General features: G+C 51.8%; 16 protein-coding genes and 1 tRNA gene. 4 read left to right on the top strand and 13 right to left on the bottom strand.

Features of this window, described 5'->3' with window-relative positions:
* Positions 1-869, bottom strand: an 869-nt coding sequence (gene punC, locus AQS70_RS10880; protein ID WP_055102783.1) for a purine nucleoside transporter PunC, incomplete at its 3' end; no start/stop codon positions are given.
* Positions 870-987: 118 nt separating this feature from the next.
* Here punC and punR point away from each other — a divergent pair.
* Positions 988-1,893, top strand: a complete 906-nt coding sequence (punR, locus tag AQS70_RS10875) for a DNA-binding transcriptional activator PunR (RefSeq protein WP_055102782.1) — start codon at positions 988-990, stop codon at positions 1,891-1,893.
* A gap of 177 nt (positions 1,894-2,070) precedes the next feature.
* Here the strand turns inward: punR and AQS70_RS10870 are convergent, their stop codons facing one another.
* From AQS70_RS10870 to AQS70_RS10855, 4 genes are all read right to left on the bottom strand, one after another.
* A complete protein-coding gene (locus tag AQS70_RS10870) occupies positions 2,071-2,589 on the bottom strand; it encodes a DUF4174 domain-containing protein (RefSeq protein ID WP_055102781.1) in 519 nt (172 codons plus the stop codon).
* Positions 2,590-2,767: 178 nt separating this feature from the next.
* A complete protein-coding gene (locus AQS70_RS10865; RefSeq protein WP_055102780.1) occupies positions 2,768-3,346 on the bottom strand; it encodes a DedA family protein in 579 nt (192 codons plus the stop codon).
* Positions 3,347-3,372: 26 nt separating this feature from the next.
* Positions 3,373-3,552 carry a hypothetical protein gene (locus AQS70_RS10860; protein ID WP_055102779.1) on the bottom strand — a complete coding sequence of 60 codons (180 nt, stop codon included), beginning with the start codon at positions 3,550-3,552 and terminating at the stop codon, positions 3,373-3,375.
* 352 nt (positions 3,553-3,904) lie between these two features.
* On the bottom strand, positions 3,905-4,321 hold the full coding sequence (locus AQS70_RS10855; RefSeq protein ID WP_055102778.1) for an Ivy family c-type lysozyme inhibitor: 417 nt from the start codon (positions 4,319-4,321) through the stop codon (positions 3,905-3,907).
* Positions 4,322-4,658: 337 nt separating this feature from the next.
* Between AQS70_RS10855 and AQS70_RS10850 the strand changes: the two genes are divergently transcribed.
* Positions 4,659-4,745 (top strand) — tRNA-Leu (locus AQS70_RS10850).
* Between the two features lie 251 nt (positions 4,746-4,996).
* Here AQS70_RS10850 and AQS70_RS10845 read toward each other — a convergent pair.
* Entirely contained in the window at positions 4,997-5,515 is a 519-nt protein-coding gene (locus AQS70_RS10845) for a hypothetical protein (RefSeq protein WP_055102777.1), read from the bottom strand.
* 345 nt (positions 5,516-5,860) lie between these two features.
* On the opposite strand from AQS70_RS10845, the gene AQS70_RS10840 reads away from it, so the two are divergent.
* Together AQS70_RS10840 and AQS70_RS10835 are read left to right on the top strand one after the other, a co-directional pair.
* Positions 5,861-6,931 (top strand): DNA-processing protein DprA, encoded by a 1,071-nt coding sequence (locus AQS70_RS10840; RefSeq protein ID WP_082428083.1) that lies wholly within the window; start codon positions 5,861-5,863, stop codon positions 6,929-6,931.
* Between the two features lie 18 nt (positions 6,932-6,949).
* Complete coding sequence (locus tag AQS70_RS10835) at positions 6,950-8,089, top strand: hypothetical protein (RefSeq protein WP_055102776.1); 1,140 nt, start codon at positions 6,950-6,952, stop codon at positions 8,087-8,089.
* A gap of 243 nt (positions 8,090-8,332) precedes the next feature.
* On the opposite strand, the gene AQS70_RS10830 is transcribed toward AQS70_RS10835, so the two are convergent.
* The 7 genes from AQS70_RS10830 to AQS70_RS10800 form a co-directional block, all read right to left on the bottom strand.
* On the bottom strand, positions 8,333-8,845 hold the full coding sequence (locus AQS70_RS10830) for a lysis system spanin subunit (protein ID WP_055102775.1): 513 nt from the start codon (positions 8,843-8,845) through the stop codon (positions 8,333-8,335).
* Positions 8,842-9,510, bottom strand: coding sequence for a glycoside hydrolase family 19 protein (locus AQS70_RS10825; RefSeq protein WP_055102774.1), 669 nt, complete (start codon positions 9,508-9,510; stop codon positions 8,842-8,844). The genes AQS70_RS10830 and AQS70_RS10825 overlap by 4 nt, the downstream gene beginning before the upstream one ends.
* A gap of 59 nt (positions 9,511-9,569) precedes the next feature.
* Positions 9,570-9,842, bottom strand: coding sequence for a hypothetical protein (locus tag AQS70_RS10820; protein ID WP_055102773.1), 273 nt, complete (start codon positions 9,840-9,842; stop codon positions 9,570-9,572).
* A complete protein-coding gene (locus tag AQS70_RS10815) occupies positions 9,835-10,161 on the bottom strand; it encodes a hypothetical protein (protein ID WP_055102772.1) in 327 nt (108 codons plus the stop codon). Before AQS70_RS10815 ends, AQS70_RS10820 begins: the two co-directional genes overlap by 8 nt.
* A complete protein-coding gene (locus tag AQS70_RS10810; protein ID WP_055102771.1) occupies positions 10,161-10,616 on the bottom strand; it encodes a hypothetical protein in 456 nt (151 codons plus the stop codon). The genes AQS70_RS10815 and AQS70_RS10810 overlap by 1 nt, the downstream gene beginning before the upstream one ends.
* A gap of 68 nt (positions 10,617-10,684) precedes the next feature.
* Positions 10,685-11,383, bottom strand: a complete 699-nt coding sequence (locus AQS70_RS10805) for a hypothetical protein (RefSeq protein ID WP_156355137.1) — start codon at positions 11,381-11,383, stop codon at positions 10,685-10,687.
* 322 nt (positions 11,384-11,705) lie between these two features.
* Positions 11,706-15,347, bottom strand: coding sequence for a TipJ family phage tail tip protein (locus AQS70_RS10800; protein WP_055102769.1), 3,642 nt, complete (start codon positions 15,345-15,347; stop codon positions 11,706-11,708).
* Between the last annotated feature and the right edge of the window lie 36 nt (positions 15,348-15,383).

Here is a 15,383-nt window from a genome sequence, read left to right as displayed (position 1 = left end):
ACGCCATACAACCCCACCATGCTTGCGCAGTACGCCACTAACAACCACGGCAATAACGTACGCCCCTTGATGCGCTGCAAAGCACTGCGGCAACCATAACCTCCGACCATAAACGCCAAAGTCGGCAAGGCATAGCTCAAACCAATGTCGCTCGGGCTGTACCCCATGTCTCCCAAGATGAAAGGCGACGCGGTTAACCATGCAAAAAAGCTGGCCGAACACGCCGCGAAGATCATCACGTTGCCGCTAAAACTCGCCGAACACAGCAATTTCCAGTAACTGATGGAGTGCGCCTCGTGCTTGGCAATCGGCTGCCGGGGTTTTTCTCTGAGCAAAAACGTTGGCACGATCAGCAGCAACGCCAAGCCCAGCAACACTGCAAAAATCGCTTGCCAACCCAAATGTTCCAGCACCACGGCCCCCAACAGAGGGGCTAGCGCAGGTGACAAGCCCATTAAAGGCATGATGCCAGCAAAGACTCGGTTAGCCCTGTCTGCGGGGTAACGGTCAACCACCAGCGCTTGCCATGTCACCGCCGCAGCGCAAATACCGATGGCCTGAATAAAGCGCAGACTTAGCAATAGCGCGGCATTAGCGACAAACAACATGCCCAAGCAGCCCAGCGCGAACATGCATAAGCCCGCCAGAAGTACTGGCTTGCGACCCAAACGATCCGACAAAGGCCCCCAGATCAACTGCCCAAAGGCGAAACCGGCCAAAAAAATACTCAGGCTCGCGCCCACAGCTCCTGCCGACAGACCCAATTCACTTCGCAACGTGCCAAAGGCTGGCAGGTACATATCCATCGCCAGATAGCCCAGCATGCTCAGCCCGGCGAGATAACAGGTAAAACCAAAAGAATTCTTCATGTGCACCCAAAAACTTGCCATCAAACAATTTGTTGACTGGCGCGCATTATCCAGCTGAGGATTGGCTTGTGAAGCGAGAATAATTGCCTGTTGGCATCAATTATTTTGAAGGCAAGGTATGTGGTCCCAATACTCTTTGGATGTGATTGACGCAGTCGCCCGACACGGCAGCTTCAGTGGTGCGGCGCAAGAGCTGCACCGCGTTCCCTCTGCCGTGAGTTACACCGTGCGCCAGTTAGAGCAATGGCTGGCCGTACCGTTGTTTGTGCGTCGGCACAGAGATGTCGAGCTGACACCCGCGGGGCAGGTCTTTGTCAAAGAAGCCCGCGACGTGATGAAAAAAATGCTCGGTACCCGCCGTCTATGCCAACAAGTGGCCAATGGCTGGAGCGGTCAATTACGGGTCGGAGTTGACGCCATCGTCAAACAGTCGCGGTGCCAGCAACTGGTGTTGGATTTCTATCGGCACTTTCCAGACGTCGAGTTACTGGTGCACTACGAGGTGTACAACGGCGTCTGGGACGCGCTGGTCGACGGCCGCACAGACATCGTGATTGGCGCCACACGGGCAATACCGGTAACGGCGAGCTTTGCATTCCGCGATATGGGGGCATTAGATTGGCTGTGCGTAGCCAGCCCCTCACACCCCTTGACGTCAATTGGCAGCGAACTGACTGACGAACAACTGCGCCCCTACCCGTCACTGTGCGTGGACGACACCTCTCGCAGCCTGCCCAAACGTGATACATGGACTCTGGATAACCAGCGCAGAATGATGGTGCCTGACTGGGCCACCGGATTATTGTGCCTAAGGGACGGATTGTGCGTCGGCATGCTGCCAGCGCACATGGCTCAACCCATGATCGAACAGGGCACGCTGGTTACGTTGCACTTGCAACGGCCCTTCCCCTCCAGCCCTTCGTGCGTCGCTTGGTCGCAAAACCGTTACTCTCCCGCCATGAGTTGGCTGCTGGAGTATTTGGGCGACACACCGACCTTGAACCTTGAATGGCTCAACGAATAGGGCTCAGAAGCGTAGGCGCTGGCAGATAAAACGGATAAGGCGCAGGGCTTAGCGTTTTGACTACATCGTTTTCACGTCACTTTCACATCAACGGCGTTACTTTAAAGCCACTCCTTTAGTGAATCCCATTTGGCCCGCTCCCCCAAGCGGGCCTTTTTTTGCCTGTTGCAATAGCAACTAATCTTCCAGTGCTTTAACCGTTTTGCCAGGTTTGACGGGCTTGGCCGGCGTGCCTGGAGTCGCAGTCTCAGCCGGGGCTTGAGCTTGTTTTTCACTCGGCGGCAAGGCGTCGATGAGGGCAGTTAGTTTTTCGATGTCGACAACGCCCTTGCCCTCAAACTTGCGCTCGCCATCCTTTCCGATCAAAAAAACTTTGGCATCATCAATGATCATCCCTGGCTTGAGCCCTCGGATCAGCGACATGGTGGATTGCGTTTCAAGGTCTTTACCATCGCGCTGGCCAGAAATACCTATTATTCGATAAAGCACTATATTTCGATCTTTAAAACGCTGCTGAATGGCCGGGTCATCCAGTGCTGTCTTAAGTGTGGCCAATGTTGAGTCAGCCGGCGTGCGGGCAACAATGATTAGCGGCCTCGACTTACCACGATCCTGTTCAAGTGGGCTTGGAACCTCAATGGCCTGAGCGATGCTCGTTACCAGCAAACTGGCGAGGATCAATAAACGGATAAACATCCATAGCTCCTTTTCTTAACGGACCGGATTCGCACATGCATCACTAGTGGCTTGAAACCCTTGGCGTTGAGCCTGTTGTAGGAAACATAGGCGTAACCGGATATTCGGACTTTGCCTTCCACGTTTATTTATTGCAACCGCAGCTAAATATCTTGAAATATCTGCGCCATCACGCTGCTCAGGCCTCAGCGCGGCGTTTGGAGCGCAAATGACGAATCAGGCCAATACCGACCATCAGTGCAATGACACACAAGGCTATGGGCAAGCGGTACGGTTTAAGGTCGCCAAAGACCCTTTGTAAAAACTCCCCAGCCCAATACCCGGCGTTAGCGAACAGCGTTGCCCATACCACCGCACCTAACAGGTTGATGGCCGTGAATTTCAACGGTGAAACCTTGCTGGCACCAATCACCATTGGCCCAATCAAGCGCATGCCATAGAGAAAGCGGACTGAAAAAATAGACACCGTCGGGTATCTATTAATTAACTGCGAAACCCGATCAATTGCGGCTTTTTGCTTATGTAATTTAGGCAGCAGTCGCGCTCCAAAGTAGCGCCCGATCCAAAACAACAATTGGTCCCCCAGCATCCCGGCCAGACTGGCGTAACCGATTACCGGCAACAGCTTGAGCACATGTTGATGCGCCGCCATTCCCCCCAAAATCAAGATGGTTTCACCTTCCAGGAAACAGCCAATGAAAATGGCCAGATAGCCATAAGTGGCCAGCAACTGGTTGAGGTCGAGGTGTTCAAACATGTGCGCTCTGGGGCTCCATTCGAATGTTAAGACTTGTTACGTTGCATCCAGCCGATCAGCATAAAAATCACCCCAGGAATCAACAGCCCTGGCGCTATGAAAGCGAACGTTCGATCAGCCAACAGACCGGTTAAACCAAAGCTGACACCACAAATTGCTAAAGGGATTCCGACGAGAAACAGTGGGTTTTTGAATGCATTGCCCATTCAACAGGCTCCTGAGTAAAAACTTAATTGATGGATGGGTATCCACGACACGCACCGATACTACCCGACCAACAACGTTCAACGCACCGCAGCGGTATCCACCCAGAAAAAAAAACTTACGCCAATACGTGCAAATCGACGTGAGCAAGCTTCACTTAGCGTAGAGATGAGAGAACAACCAGCGCCAACGACAGCCTGTCGCTAACTGCCCGATCCCTCAATGGCGATTTAAAGAGGACGTATCGGAGTGTGATCCAAACCCATGGATCACAGCCCGATACGTTAGAGGATGTGCTGTAGGAGCTACCGCAGGCTGCGATCTTTTGATCGTTTAAAGCTCAGGCCATATGAATCAATCCGCAGGATTGTTTTCTTCCAAGGTTTTGCTCAGTAAAGCCTTGATAGCGGTATCCGGCGCACCTAAAAGCTGGGTATTGAAGGAGCGATCATCAGCCGATCGAGTGGCTAACAACCCCCACGCTTGTTTCTTGTCAGGGCTAAAAACAACCACCAGTTGATTGTCGCCGCAATCGTGCGGTTTACACATTTGACCAAGGGTGTACTTCTTTCCTTCAAGCTCGACTTCTTGCAGCGGCGAAGACGTTCCTTGGCCACTGCTGACCCAGTCGGGGAAGGCCAACATCTGTTGATAGGCCTCTTTGTAGGGGCTCTTGTCTGTCACATCAAACAAGTACTCAGCCGCCTGCGCGGCAGTAAAACTAAACGTCGCTGAGGCACCCACAAAAGCCAACGCCATCAATGTCTTCATCGACTCACACCTTTTCAAATACGGCCAAACAAAAAAACAGGGTAGCCCAGCACTTTTCAAAAGCAAGCAAGCCGGCCCTACTCGCCTCCTCGTATAAAACACCGCCGAAGCGGGCTTTACTTCCTACTCGCAAAAGGCAAAGCTCCGAATCAGCCTTACCACTAATTCCCTAGCCCTCTGATTTTTCGACGATTTTAAGAGAGGCACCGATAAAAAAAGTTGCTAACCAACTTGCCTCATCGGCCAAGGCTCTATATATTCGTCCACCTGTCACGCAGGTAGCTACGTCATTGGCACGCAGCAGCATCTCTTGCTTGACCCGCTTTATAGCGCTACCGCCCGAATGGCGAAATTGGTAGACGCATGGGACTTAAAATCCCCCGTTCGTAAGGACGTGCCGGTTCGATTCCGGCTTCGGGCACCAAACAAATCAAGGGCTTGCATGAGATTCTTCATGCAGGCCCTTTGTTTTTTGTTCCGCAATTCTGAAAGCTGTTCCGCAATTCTTCTTTTTCGACCCTTGCTTGGCGTCCTGCTGACATTCAAAAATTCAAGACATCCAGACACAGCCCGCCGAGAAGCAAGCGATGAGCACTTTTAAAAGCCTCCATCACCAGCGAGGATAGATCTCAGCGTCCAGCCCGCGATCATGCAAACTAGACGTCAGGTAGGCGTTTACTCGCTTGTGATGGGCGTATTTAATCTCTGATGTATGAAACCATAATGGTCTAGGGTGCATAAGGCAGTCTCCCCCCACCACATGTTTTTGACTCCAAAATATTGCAGGGTCACGCCGAATTCATAACCTTCGACAGCTTGCAATTGACTGATGTCTTTCTCTAGCAGCGTTACCAGCCCCTCTAATCGCCGTACTTCATCTTCTTTTGCTCGAGCATGGGAAATCACATAGTTGAGGTACTCCCTATACCTATCAAGCTCATCTGCTTGGACTCCGCCAAAACCTGCCGAAAGGTAGCTATCACGGACTGAGTGGAAGGGGGACAGGGCACTTCGACGCTCATCAGTTCGTTCAAGAAATTCGATAAAAGCCACGGCTCGCATCTCCCCATCCAGCGCACTATCCATCTGAACCCGCTCATTTTTAAGCTCGTCATGCGCAACCTGAAGCATCTTTTCAGCTATATGGATCTGTTCAGAAATGACTTTGTTGTCCAGCGAAGGGCGTGTCCACATGTTGGTTTCTCAACTGCTCGAGGTGTTCGTAGGCTATCACTAGCAGCCAAGCCAGGCGCGTCAGGACTCTACAACAATCATCAAAGTGCCCCCCTTCTCTTCAGAAAGGAGTGCAGAAAAATGTCAACAGCAAAAGGTCAAAAATGGAAATGTCATCTGTAAAATCAGTGCTATTTCGCTGACTCCTAACGTAGAAGCCGTTGAAATTCAACAAAAGTAGATGGACACCAGCGACAAGGGAGGGCAACCTGAGCGCTGCTACAGATCTACGAGCACCAGCGCAAAAAAAGGAGCTCCTGGTGGGCCTAAGGGATTTGGCAAGGTTGATCTAACAAGGCACTGAAAATGGAAAATACCAATTACTGGAGACATGAAAGGATAGCTTTTCTATCTCTTTGCGCCTTAAAAGGGATTGGCTTTCGAACCCTTTATAAAATAGCCCAGTCCGAAATAAGCTTTAATGAAGCCTTACGTTCCCCCCAAGATGTAGGCTTAGACAAGATATTCCGCGATGCGAATATAAATAGCCTTGAAGACAAACAGGCTCTTTGGGCTAAAGGCCTAGTTGAAGCGCGAGCGCTCGCCAACATCAACGTGACCTTAATATTCAAACATGAGGATCACTTTCCTCAGAAACTAGCCAACATACCTGACAGTCCTGAATGGATCTTTATTCAAGGTAATGTTGAAAACCTTTATCTACCCGCCATGTCTATAGTAGGAACCAGAAAACCATCGGCAGACGGTATCTTTTTAACAAGATTTCTTGTCGCTGCGCTGACTAATCAAAAGTGCGTGACTGTTAGTGGTTTAGCCTTAGGTATTGACCAAACTGCGCATGTGGAATCAATCAGATACGGGATACCCACTATAGCTGTACTCGGAACCGGCATTCTGGAAAATTATCCCAGAGGTTCTGAAGGGTTACGATCAGAAATTATAAATAAAGGCGGCTCAGTAATAAGCGAGTATTTACCGCACCAATCGTATAGCGCTGAGAATTTCGTTAGAAGGAACCGGCTACAAGCAGCGCTTGGAGATATTTTATTCCCAACCGAATGGGAAATAAAAAGCGGCACTGCACACACCGTGAAATTCGCAAGCAAATATGGCAAAAAGATTATCAATCTACACTTACCTAGTACCTACATCAAAAAGCCAGAGTTAGCCTATGCCGAGACTGCTTATGAGGCATTGTCTCTTGAAATACCTAAAGACACTCAGCTATTAATTGGCTTGGTTTCATATTTTACAGATTCAGACCAGACCCATACAACACTTCCACCAGAACATGTTGTCATGCAGGCACTTGATGAGCCTGCGCCCGAACCGGAAACAAAAACTATCAGCAAAGAAAATTTTGACCAGCTCACTCTGCTAGACGAACTTAAAGACCCACAACTTTCTCTACTTTAATGGATTTTAGGAGTAAGGATGCTAGCCCTCATTACATCACCGGCAGCTTTGCTAAATAATGGAACACCCTCAAAAGCAACCATACAGTCGTTAATCAATATTTGCGCGTCTGGTAGTGCAGTCGGGATAACATCAAATCATAATAAGCCCGCGTGGTTTGACGACGAGTTTAAGGGCTCAAACGTTATATTCATCAAAACTGAAGCTCGTCAAAGTGGGGCAGTTATACGCAAAGCAGCAGAAACACTAAAGATAGAAACACACAACATCCTTGTGTTGGCTATTAAGCCAGAAGATATGCAAATGGCAAAGAATGGTCACGCTATGCTGATCGCAGCAGGCTGGTCTTCTGACAGGGGAATCAAAGGGCTAGGTATAAAAGTCAACAGCGGAACCGAACTTGAAACAGTTGTCAAATTGACAGAAGACTGGACTGGGCACTGGTGGTTTAAAGGCGACCAAGTAAAATATAGTGCTAGAGCCCTAGCTGACCTATCAGGATATGGCAACAACATAACAGCAACACAACAGGTTTTCGCAAAAAAACTGACTTCCACTGTAAAAAATGGTGGCGCACAGTTAATGGCTCTATCTCTACTTGCTTCTCGATCTCTACTAATTGATAAAATCTACAACACAAGCGATCTTCTCTGGGGAGTTTATCCGTCGTCACAGGTAACGACCGGCGACACAGAGGTACTCAGCGATTTCACTCATAGATTGAGAACCACGGTTTCTCTAGTACGATTTGCCAAACGCGAGGAACCTCTTTTTATACGCCACACTGCGTCTCAGAAAAGATCATCTAACAGAAGTGGGGACAGAACAGACCCCGCAGACCAAATCACGACCATCCACCTCAACCCATTCTACAAAACGCGCTTAATTAATAGAAATGTAATTGTAGTAGATGACTGCACAACATATGGCCTTTCATTTGGTGTAGCTGCTGCCTTCCTTAAAGCAGGCGGGGCTTCAAGCGTAACTGGGGTAGCTCTCGGAAAGTTCGGCAACACCATGAGGTATTACGATATAAACATTCAATCAGACCCATTTAAGCCTGTTGGCGCAACTCAGTACACTGCTCAGGCAAGCTCTGCATTTAGCGGCAGTACTGACTCGCGCGCCCAACAAACACTTATAAAGCTCATGCCCTAATTCACACCCTGCAATCTTATATCTACAAAGATTAAAACTAGAAAAACAACAACTTAAGAGGGGGCTCCCCCCTCTACGAATTATTAGATAAAAAAAGCAATCACCGCCCCCCCAACTTAAAAACAGTTTATCTTCGGACTTCTTAGGCATCACTAACCCGCACTTCAATCATCACAAAATCCGAATTTCTCCCGGTAAAAACATCTACTGCCTCAAAGCTCACTTGCTAGGACCATCATCGTTTCACCTCACTTCAGCTATAAGTACTTTGATGTAAGCTTGGCAGGCCTGAAGCGCAATCAGTCCTCGGTCTCCATCGCTGGTGATTCCGATAATTCGTTGAGCATGCGCTGGGTCAAGTTGGGCTCTACGGGGGCCATAAACCACGCCGCTGGTGCGGGGGGTGGCTTGCATTGGGTCACAACTAGCTGTGTCGGTGGCGTCGAGTAGGACTGACAGCCGCAGATCAGCACTAGCAAGGCGATCACGCAGGCGTGTTTGATTGGTTTTTTCATCGGTCAAGGCTCGATAGTGGGCTTGGTCGCTGGCTGCCAGCCATTGTTCAAGAGCAAAGCGCTTGCCCTCTTCTTCCAGGATTAAAGCGGAATTGACGTTGGCAAGGCGAGTGAGTGCTGTTTGATGTTCTGCGTTCAGCTCAGCCAGTTGCTTGCCGTAGCGCCAGGCGTCCACTTTCCATGTGGCAAAACACGCAATGGCCAGTAGCACCGTTAGGCCCAGCCAGCGCGCCGGGTTCATGCCAGCACCTTCAGCGCTCGAGCGTAAAGCGCCTGACGATCGGCCAACCCCGTCAGCCCGCCGTTCAAGCGCCGGGTGATGCTTTCAAGGTCGCTCTTGTCGGCCAGCGAGTTCAGCCCGTTGCTTGACCAGAACCACGCGGCAGCCATGCAGGCGTGCTGTGGTTTCTCCAGCAGTTCAGGCTGTGCGAGTAGGTCTAGGCCCAGAGCTTCGCCGCACAGCCGGTAGTTGGTCTTGCCGGTAAGCTGAATAAGACCGCGCCCGCGATACTTCCAGCCGTCGCCCGGCGCGATGTTACCCATGCGTCCGGCGTAGACGTTGTTGGCGATCTGCTCAGGTTTGTTAGCAAGGCTTAGGCCCAAGGCATTGGGCTTGTTGCGTGACCTGTCTTTAACCATAACTTTGACGTAGCCGCTCTTGCCGTCTGGCTCGGCGTAGCGATTGGGCCAAGTGTTGGCCAGACCGTCAGCGCTGTAGTTCAGGTTCTCCACCAGGCGCGTCAACTGACCGGATTCATGGCCAACCTGCGCGATAAAGGCTGCAATGCGCTTCTGACCAACGATCTGGTACCGGTTCATTGCGGTGTTTAGGACGGGAACAAAAACGCCGGCAACTTGGCCGGCGTTCGGGAGGATCTGCAGCAGTTGCTGCGATGTGATGGGCATGGGTTTCTCCGAGCAAAAAAAATCCCGCTCGATGGCGGGGTTCTGTGTGATGAAGAGTGTCAGATCGGGCGCGCTGGCCGTAGATTTGAATCTGGATAACCTGCAGCGCCCAACTTCCAGGCACGCACTTGAGTGCGGTAGTCACGCCACTCTCGTTCGGTACCCGCGACACTCTCGCCGTCTTCAATGGCTTCGAGTTGTTCACCTGCAAACTTGCGCTCTTGCTCGGCCCATTGGGTTTCTGCCGCTATCAAAGGCGCTAATCGTGACGCCTCTGTTTCGGCCTTGATGTCTTCGGCCTTGCGCAGCTGCGACCAGTCTATGTTATTCATTAGCTGGCTCCTGACGGGGTAGCGGCAAAGGTTTCGGCAGATCAAGCAGGCCGTTTTTAGTTACCCGTATCGGGGATGGAAATGCCTGGGCCTGACTGTAGTTCCATGGGTTAGCCAGAATTAGACTTAATTGAAGTTCTCCATTTGTCCGAGTCACGTCCCCTGAAAACCATTCTGACTTAATGGCCTCTTTCGGCAATACATCTCCTTCTTCAATTTTTGAAAAGTCAAACAACTCGCCGTTAACAATAATTACTTCTCCAGCTGTTTGATAAATAACTGTGTCATCTCTGCGCTGGGGGCTAAGTATGATCTGCATTACTTCCATCTCCCCATGGCCTGAATACATACAATATTCTGTGCGGATATGGTAGACCTGAACCCATAACCCGCAGGACCTGTCGCCCACACCATCCACGTGGTGTCGAAGGCAGCCGAGGGTTGTACGCTAGCTGCGACCGCTGGAGTCGCGGAGAACGACACCGGGAACAACTTGTCGTGGTTTGTGTTGGCGCTGTATCCGGTGAATCGAAACCACGCAATCATGGTGCCGTCAGCCCACTTTGTGAACTCACCATTAGCATTCGACCCGCGCTCTATGATCGCTCCGCTCGCCATGGTTCCGAGTATATTTGCTAAGGCAGCTGTTCCTAACTTCGCATTCTTTTCATATAACTCCAGCGTCATTGCGTTTATTTTCATGCTGGCGACGCGTGGAGGATCGCCGCCAAGACCTGTCGGCGGTGTACCTAAGATAATTTCTTGCCGTGCCATGCTGTTCTCCAAACGAAAAAACCCGCGACTGAGCGGGCTGATAATTGAGTAATAAAAAACGTTATTGATTACGTGCCCGGAAGCCTTGCAAAGACGCCCGCAGGCTGTCCAATGTCCAACCACGCACCGCCAGATGGCCTATTTGTTATGGCAAATATCTGCAGCCGGTTAGCACCCCAGTCAAAGCGAATACCGGCAGGCGTCCAGTTTATTTGTTGTGGCTGAAGGAGTCCGCGCGAGAATGGGTTGATCATGAAATACTCATCCTCGGCCATCGGCGCAACCATTGCGTTGTTGTATAGGTGTGAGCCTCCGAGTGTTGGATTTTGAATGAACCCAGCATATGCCCAACTTTGGTTGGCCTTTGTTACCACTACAGGGGTTGATCCAGAATCGAAAATTATCTCTCCAGCCGGCCCCCAGATTCTCAAACCGTAGTCGGACTGCGCAACGGAACCGAATACAGCAGCAAACCACTTACCTTCTGGCCTCCAGTTAATGTTATTTGCCGAGATATAGAAGCCAGTCCAATTGCCCTCTGAGCCTGTTATCACCATGGCGTCGTAGAGGTCATCGGGTCTGTTTGGAGTATTCCGAATAAATATACAGGGCGGCTCTTGAGTTGTTATCGGCGCGGGAAAGTTCACCGATGCAACCCTGCTTCCAACAGCTTGATATGTGCCGTTATATATCGCACATAGACGTGGACTGTCAGAATCAATCTGTAAATAGTTGTCTCCGTTTCTCGCTATCAGTCCGTAAGTCAATTTCTGTACCTCATGACCAGAAGTCGAAACCTCAACTGTGATGCGGAATCTCTTCCGGGCTCACTAGGGTTTTTGGATCTTATTATTACGCTGCCATTAGATACCGTCATGTATGGCATTGCGTCATTTGCATAAGCCCCGGAAGGCGCGCCTATAGGCAGTATTGCTGCTGAGCAGTTATCGGTTCTAAATTCGGGCACCTGAACTGTTATCATCTGTTCTTTAGCCAGTGCGTAAGTCTGGCTATGCAAAACCTGATATGTGAAAGTGCCCGTATCCAATTGCAGCGTGCCATTAGCACTCCACGTTCTAACTCCGTAACTCATGCGGTAAGGTCTCCCCACTGATAGCGTTTCACACCATTTTCATCGAAAACCTTACCCCCACGGTTATTAATGACCTGCCGCGCCTGCCCGCCGAACGCCCCATTAACTTCAAACGTCCCATCGAAGAACAACTTCCAGCCCGATACACCAGCTACATAATTATTCGACTGAATATAATTCCCGATCTTGGCATTAGTGATGGTCCCGTCCTGAATAAATGCCGACGACATAAACACTTGTCCATTCTGAACCACGAAGGGTGTGAATACCTCCCCTCCCGCGAGCGCTCCAACCACAGCAAAGCGATCTGCACTCACTAAAAACTGGCTCTGTGTAACGCCGTTTGCATCGGTTTCGATGCCCAGCCCGATTCCTGCCGTGACCAGCTGACCATTAGTGTTCACCTGCATCTTGACCGACCACATGGTGCTGGCTTTACCTTCGAAGTCAGCCTGAGCCTTGCTCACAACCTCGACAGCGGCAGAGGTATCGTTGACCTGCGCGATAACCCTGTCAGTACGCACTGATTGGGCAAAGTCACGCTCGGCAATGACAGACATCAACGACTCAGCCCCAGCTGACGAGCGCTCATCACCGGCGCTGCCGCTTTCATCACCCGCGGAGCCCGAGTCAATGACTGCGTAAACGCCGTCGACTTTTTCCGAAGTCGCCTTGATCTCGCCGTCCAGGACTTCCACCGTGCTGGTGAGCGAACTCAACCCGCTGGCCGTGGCTTCAAGCCCGGTCACCGGATCAGTCACCTTGGCGTTGATCGCGCTGAGCTGCTCGGCCTGCGCAGTAATCTTGCCGTCCTGTTCGATGATGCTGGCCGAGTTCTTTTGCACTTGCAGCACAAGCGCGTTGGTGGTTTCGGCCAAAGTGCCAATGTCGAGCCAGTAAGTCGCGTTCGGCGGCGGATTGCCGGTAGTGGCTGCGATCGCCTGAAACAGTCGATTACCCAAGCGCACCACTTCGCCCGAGGCGTAGGTTTTGGTGTCGTCGTACTCCAGTGCGTCGGTAATTTCGTCGATCAGGCCTTCCAGTTCCTTCTTGGCCTCATTGAGACGTCCATTCACAGAGCCCGGCCCATCGCCGTCGATCAGGTCGACTCGATCCAGCAAGTGTTTGCCCAGTTCCGTCTCGCCAATCTGCCCAGCGATCATCTCCAAAATCGGGCCCGCATCGGCGCTGGCCTGCCCCATCACGCCGTCTTTCACCGGGTAAAACGGCCCGATGTTGCCGGTACGATCGACCAGCCGCGCCCAGAAGAAGAACTGAGCGCCTGCGGTCAGGCTTTGCAGTTTGAAGTCGCTCTGGGGAAAGGCCAGATCCGACAGCTTGGCGGCAGTCCCAAGGTTGTTAGATTTGCTGTACCAGATCTCCGTTCTCTGGGTGTCCTCTGCACCTGCTGGGAAGCCCCACTTGAGGCCGATTTCGAATAGCAAGCTTTGTGTCGTCAAGAAGCTGACTGCCGGTGGCAAGCCTTCCTTGCCCTTGAGATTGGTCAGTTGCGATGACTTCCAAATCGAGGAAATATCGAACGAGCTAACCGCACGTACTCTGGCCAAGTACGCGCCCGCATAAATACCTGTCACGTCAACACTGGACGCACCGGTACGCTGCATCTTGATCCAGTTACCACTGTCCTTGCGCCACTCCACATCGTAGGCCACGGCGCCAGGTACAGACGCCCAAGCAATGGTCATGGTGGTTACAGCCAAGCCTTGGGCAATTGCAGAGTTTGATGTCAGCGTCACGCTCGCCGGTGGCGGCACAACAGTGATTGGAATCACACTGATAGGTCGTTCTTCTAGGCGGGCGCCGGTGTCGATATGCGCAAACTTGCTCGGGTCGTACTGCACGGCCGAGATTTCGAAGACGCCAGGCTCAGGCCGAGACACGCTGGTAACACGGTAAAGCGGAACCGCCAGATCATCAGCATCTAAGCACCAAACCAGTTCTGGCTCAGGCGCGACGGAGTAGGCCGTGGTAACCGTAAGCTTACGCCCGCTGACCATCTGAACTGTACGACCTTCACACTTGCCATCTGGCAAGTTGAGAATCAGACGATCACCGGGCTTAGCTGAGGTGTCACGGTCCAAGGTGATGATCCTGCCGCTGACCGCCGAGACAAGACCACCTACCGGACGCCCTGCAATCAACTCGTCAGCAATCGGAATGACGTAGCCAGGCAATGGAATACGCCCGGCTAGGCCCGTCCTGAACGTAACCGCCCGATCTTTGGCGTTGGTCAGTAACGCCCACTTACCACGGCGCTGCGCCTCGGATTCCCGCGTACAGCCAATGGCGCTGATCTCAAGAAGGTTGTCGCCATAGCGGCGCTGCAACTTGCTGTCAGTCACCGCGGTGACGTCGGTGTCGTAATTGTTGGCCGGGTTGTCGTAGCTGATAAGGGCGCGGCTATAGCGTGTACGCTCTGATGCGCCACCATAGGTGAACTTGCCGTCTATGACATTGGCTCGGGTGTAGGCGAAATCGAAGTCTGTCGCACGCGGCATGTCCGACAATGAGAACACTTGGCCTTGGGCCCAGTAAGTCATGCCGCGGTAAATTGCAGAAATATCCCGCAGAAGCGACCAAGCGTCTGCCTTGCTTTGCAGGTTCAGGTTGCAGATAAAACGCGGCTCCATCCCACCCTTCCCATCGGGCACCAACTGGTCGCAATACTGAGCAATGCGGTACAACTCCCACTTGTCGACCTGCCAAGGTTTGATTCGGCGGCCAAGGCCAAACCGATCATTCACGGTGATGTCGTAGGTCATCCAGACTGGATTGTCGGTCCATGCCTGTTTGAAGGTGCCATCCCACACACCGATGTAGGTTCGGGTACGAGGGTCGTAATTGCTCGGCACCGGCATTTTGCGCGCATCGCACTCGACCGTGATTGCCGGGATGTTGCGGAACTGCTCGGCTGAAAACTCAATGTAGAGCAGCGCGGTATTTGGATAGCGCAGCTTGGCGTCGATGACCTCAGTGAAACCGGCGATTTGCATGGTGTCGGCGATTTTGTTGTTGTTCTGGTTAACGGTGATCCGGGTCACCCGTAGCAGCCAGCCGCTCGCCGCCTTTGGCAAGTCAATACGCCGCGTGCGCTCGTAAGTGCTGGTGGTCTTGCCGTCTACGGCCTCACTCAGCACTTCCTTATAGGCGCCTCCATCCGTGGACAACTCAACCTTGTACTCAATCCGGTAACCGTTGATGTTGCTGCTGTCATCTATCGACTGCAGCGTTGGCCAAGCAAAACGAAGACGCACAGCGGAAAGCTGAGTATTGCTGATAGCCCTCACCCAAGGTGTACCGCTACGAAGCTCGATGCCTAGGGCGGTTTCGTTCTCTACCGAGGGAATGCCAGGGATATAGGGTTGCTCAACGGATCCGGTGCGCCACTCCCACTTTACATTGGGGAAGTTGTAATTGCCTTGTTCGTCCTGCAACGGAGTGTTGTCGAGAAAGATGTTTTTGGCCGTGGGTGTGCCGTCAAATTCGCCCTCTCCTACTGCGATAAGCATCTTCGCCAAAGCAATGGAACGAAGGCTGTCTGGAGCTTCACTTGGCGTCTTTGGCTTGTCTGATCCGCCCTTGGCGCCGCTGATGTCGATTAACTGTGCTGCGCCCATACTTTCCTCCAGGCGAAAAAAAACCGCCTTAGAGGC

It is taken from the genome of Pseudomonas endophytica (assembly GCF_001411475.1).
Lineage (GTDB): Bacteria > Pseudomonadota > Gammaproteobacteria > Pseudomonadales > Pseudomonadaceae > Aquipseudomonas > Aquipseudomonas endophytica.
The sequence above is the reverse complement of the archived record's forward strand: the minus strand, read 5'-3'. Positions and strand labels throughout refer to the sequence as shown.

Coding starts and splice junctions, on each gene's coding strand:
- AQS70_RS10800 (WP_055102769.1), bottom strand. CDS start 15,347: ATGGGCGCAGCACAGTTAATCGACATCAGCGGCGCCAAGGGCGGATCA.
- AQS70_RS10840 (WP_082428083.1), top strand. CDS start 5,861: ATGGAAAATACCAATTACTGGAGACATGAAAGGATAGCTTTTCTATCT.
- AQS70_RS10845 (WP_055102777.1), bottom strand. CDS start 5,515: ATGTGGACACGCCCTTCGCTGGACAACAAAGTCATTTCTGAACAGATC.
- AQS70_RS10830 (WP_055102775.1), bottom strand. CDS start 8,845: ATGAACCCGGCGCGCTGGCTGGGCCTAACGGTGCTACTGGCCATTGCG.
- AQS70_RS10815 (WP_055102772.1), bottom strand. CDS start 10,161: ATGCAGATCATACTTAGCCCCCAGCGCAGAGATGACACAGTTATTTAT.
- AQS70_RS10865 (WP_055102780.1), bottom strand. CDS start 3,346: ATGTTTGAACACCTCGACCTCAACCAGTTGCTGGCCACTTATGGCTAT.
- AQS70_RS10820 (WP_055102773.1), bottom strand. CDS start 9,842: ATGAATAACATAGACTGGTCGCAGCTGCGCAAGGCCGAAGACATCAAG.
- punR (WP_055102782.1), top strand. CDS start 988: ATGTGGTCCCAATACTCTTTGGATGTGATTGACGCAGTCGCCCGACAC.
- AQS70_RS10870 (WP_055102781.1), bottom strand. CDS start 2,589: ATGTTTATCCGTTTATTGATCCTCGCCAGTTTGCTGGTAACGAGCATC.
- AQS70_RS10810 (WP_055102771.1), bottom strand. CDS start 10,616: ATGGCACGGCAAGAAATTATCTTAGGTACACCGCCGACAGGTCTTGGC.
- AQS70_RS10855 (WP_055102778.1), bottom strand. CDS start 4,321: ATGAAGACATTGATGGCGTTGGCTTTTGTGGGTGCCTCAGCGACGTTT.
- AQS70_RS10825 (WP_055102774.1), bottom strand. CDS start 9,510: ATGCCCATCACATCGCAGCAACTGCTGCAGATCCTCCCGAACGCCGGC.
- AQS70_RS10835 (WP_055102776.1), top strand. CDS start 6,950: ATGCTAGCCCTCATTACATCACCGGCAGCTTTGCTAAATAATGGAACA.
- AQS70_RS10860 (WP_055102779.1), bottom strand. CDS start 3,552: ATGGGCAATGCATTCAAAAACCCACTGTTTCTCGTCGGAATCCCTTTA.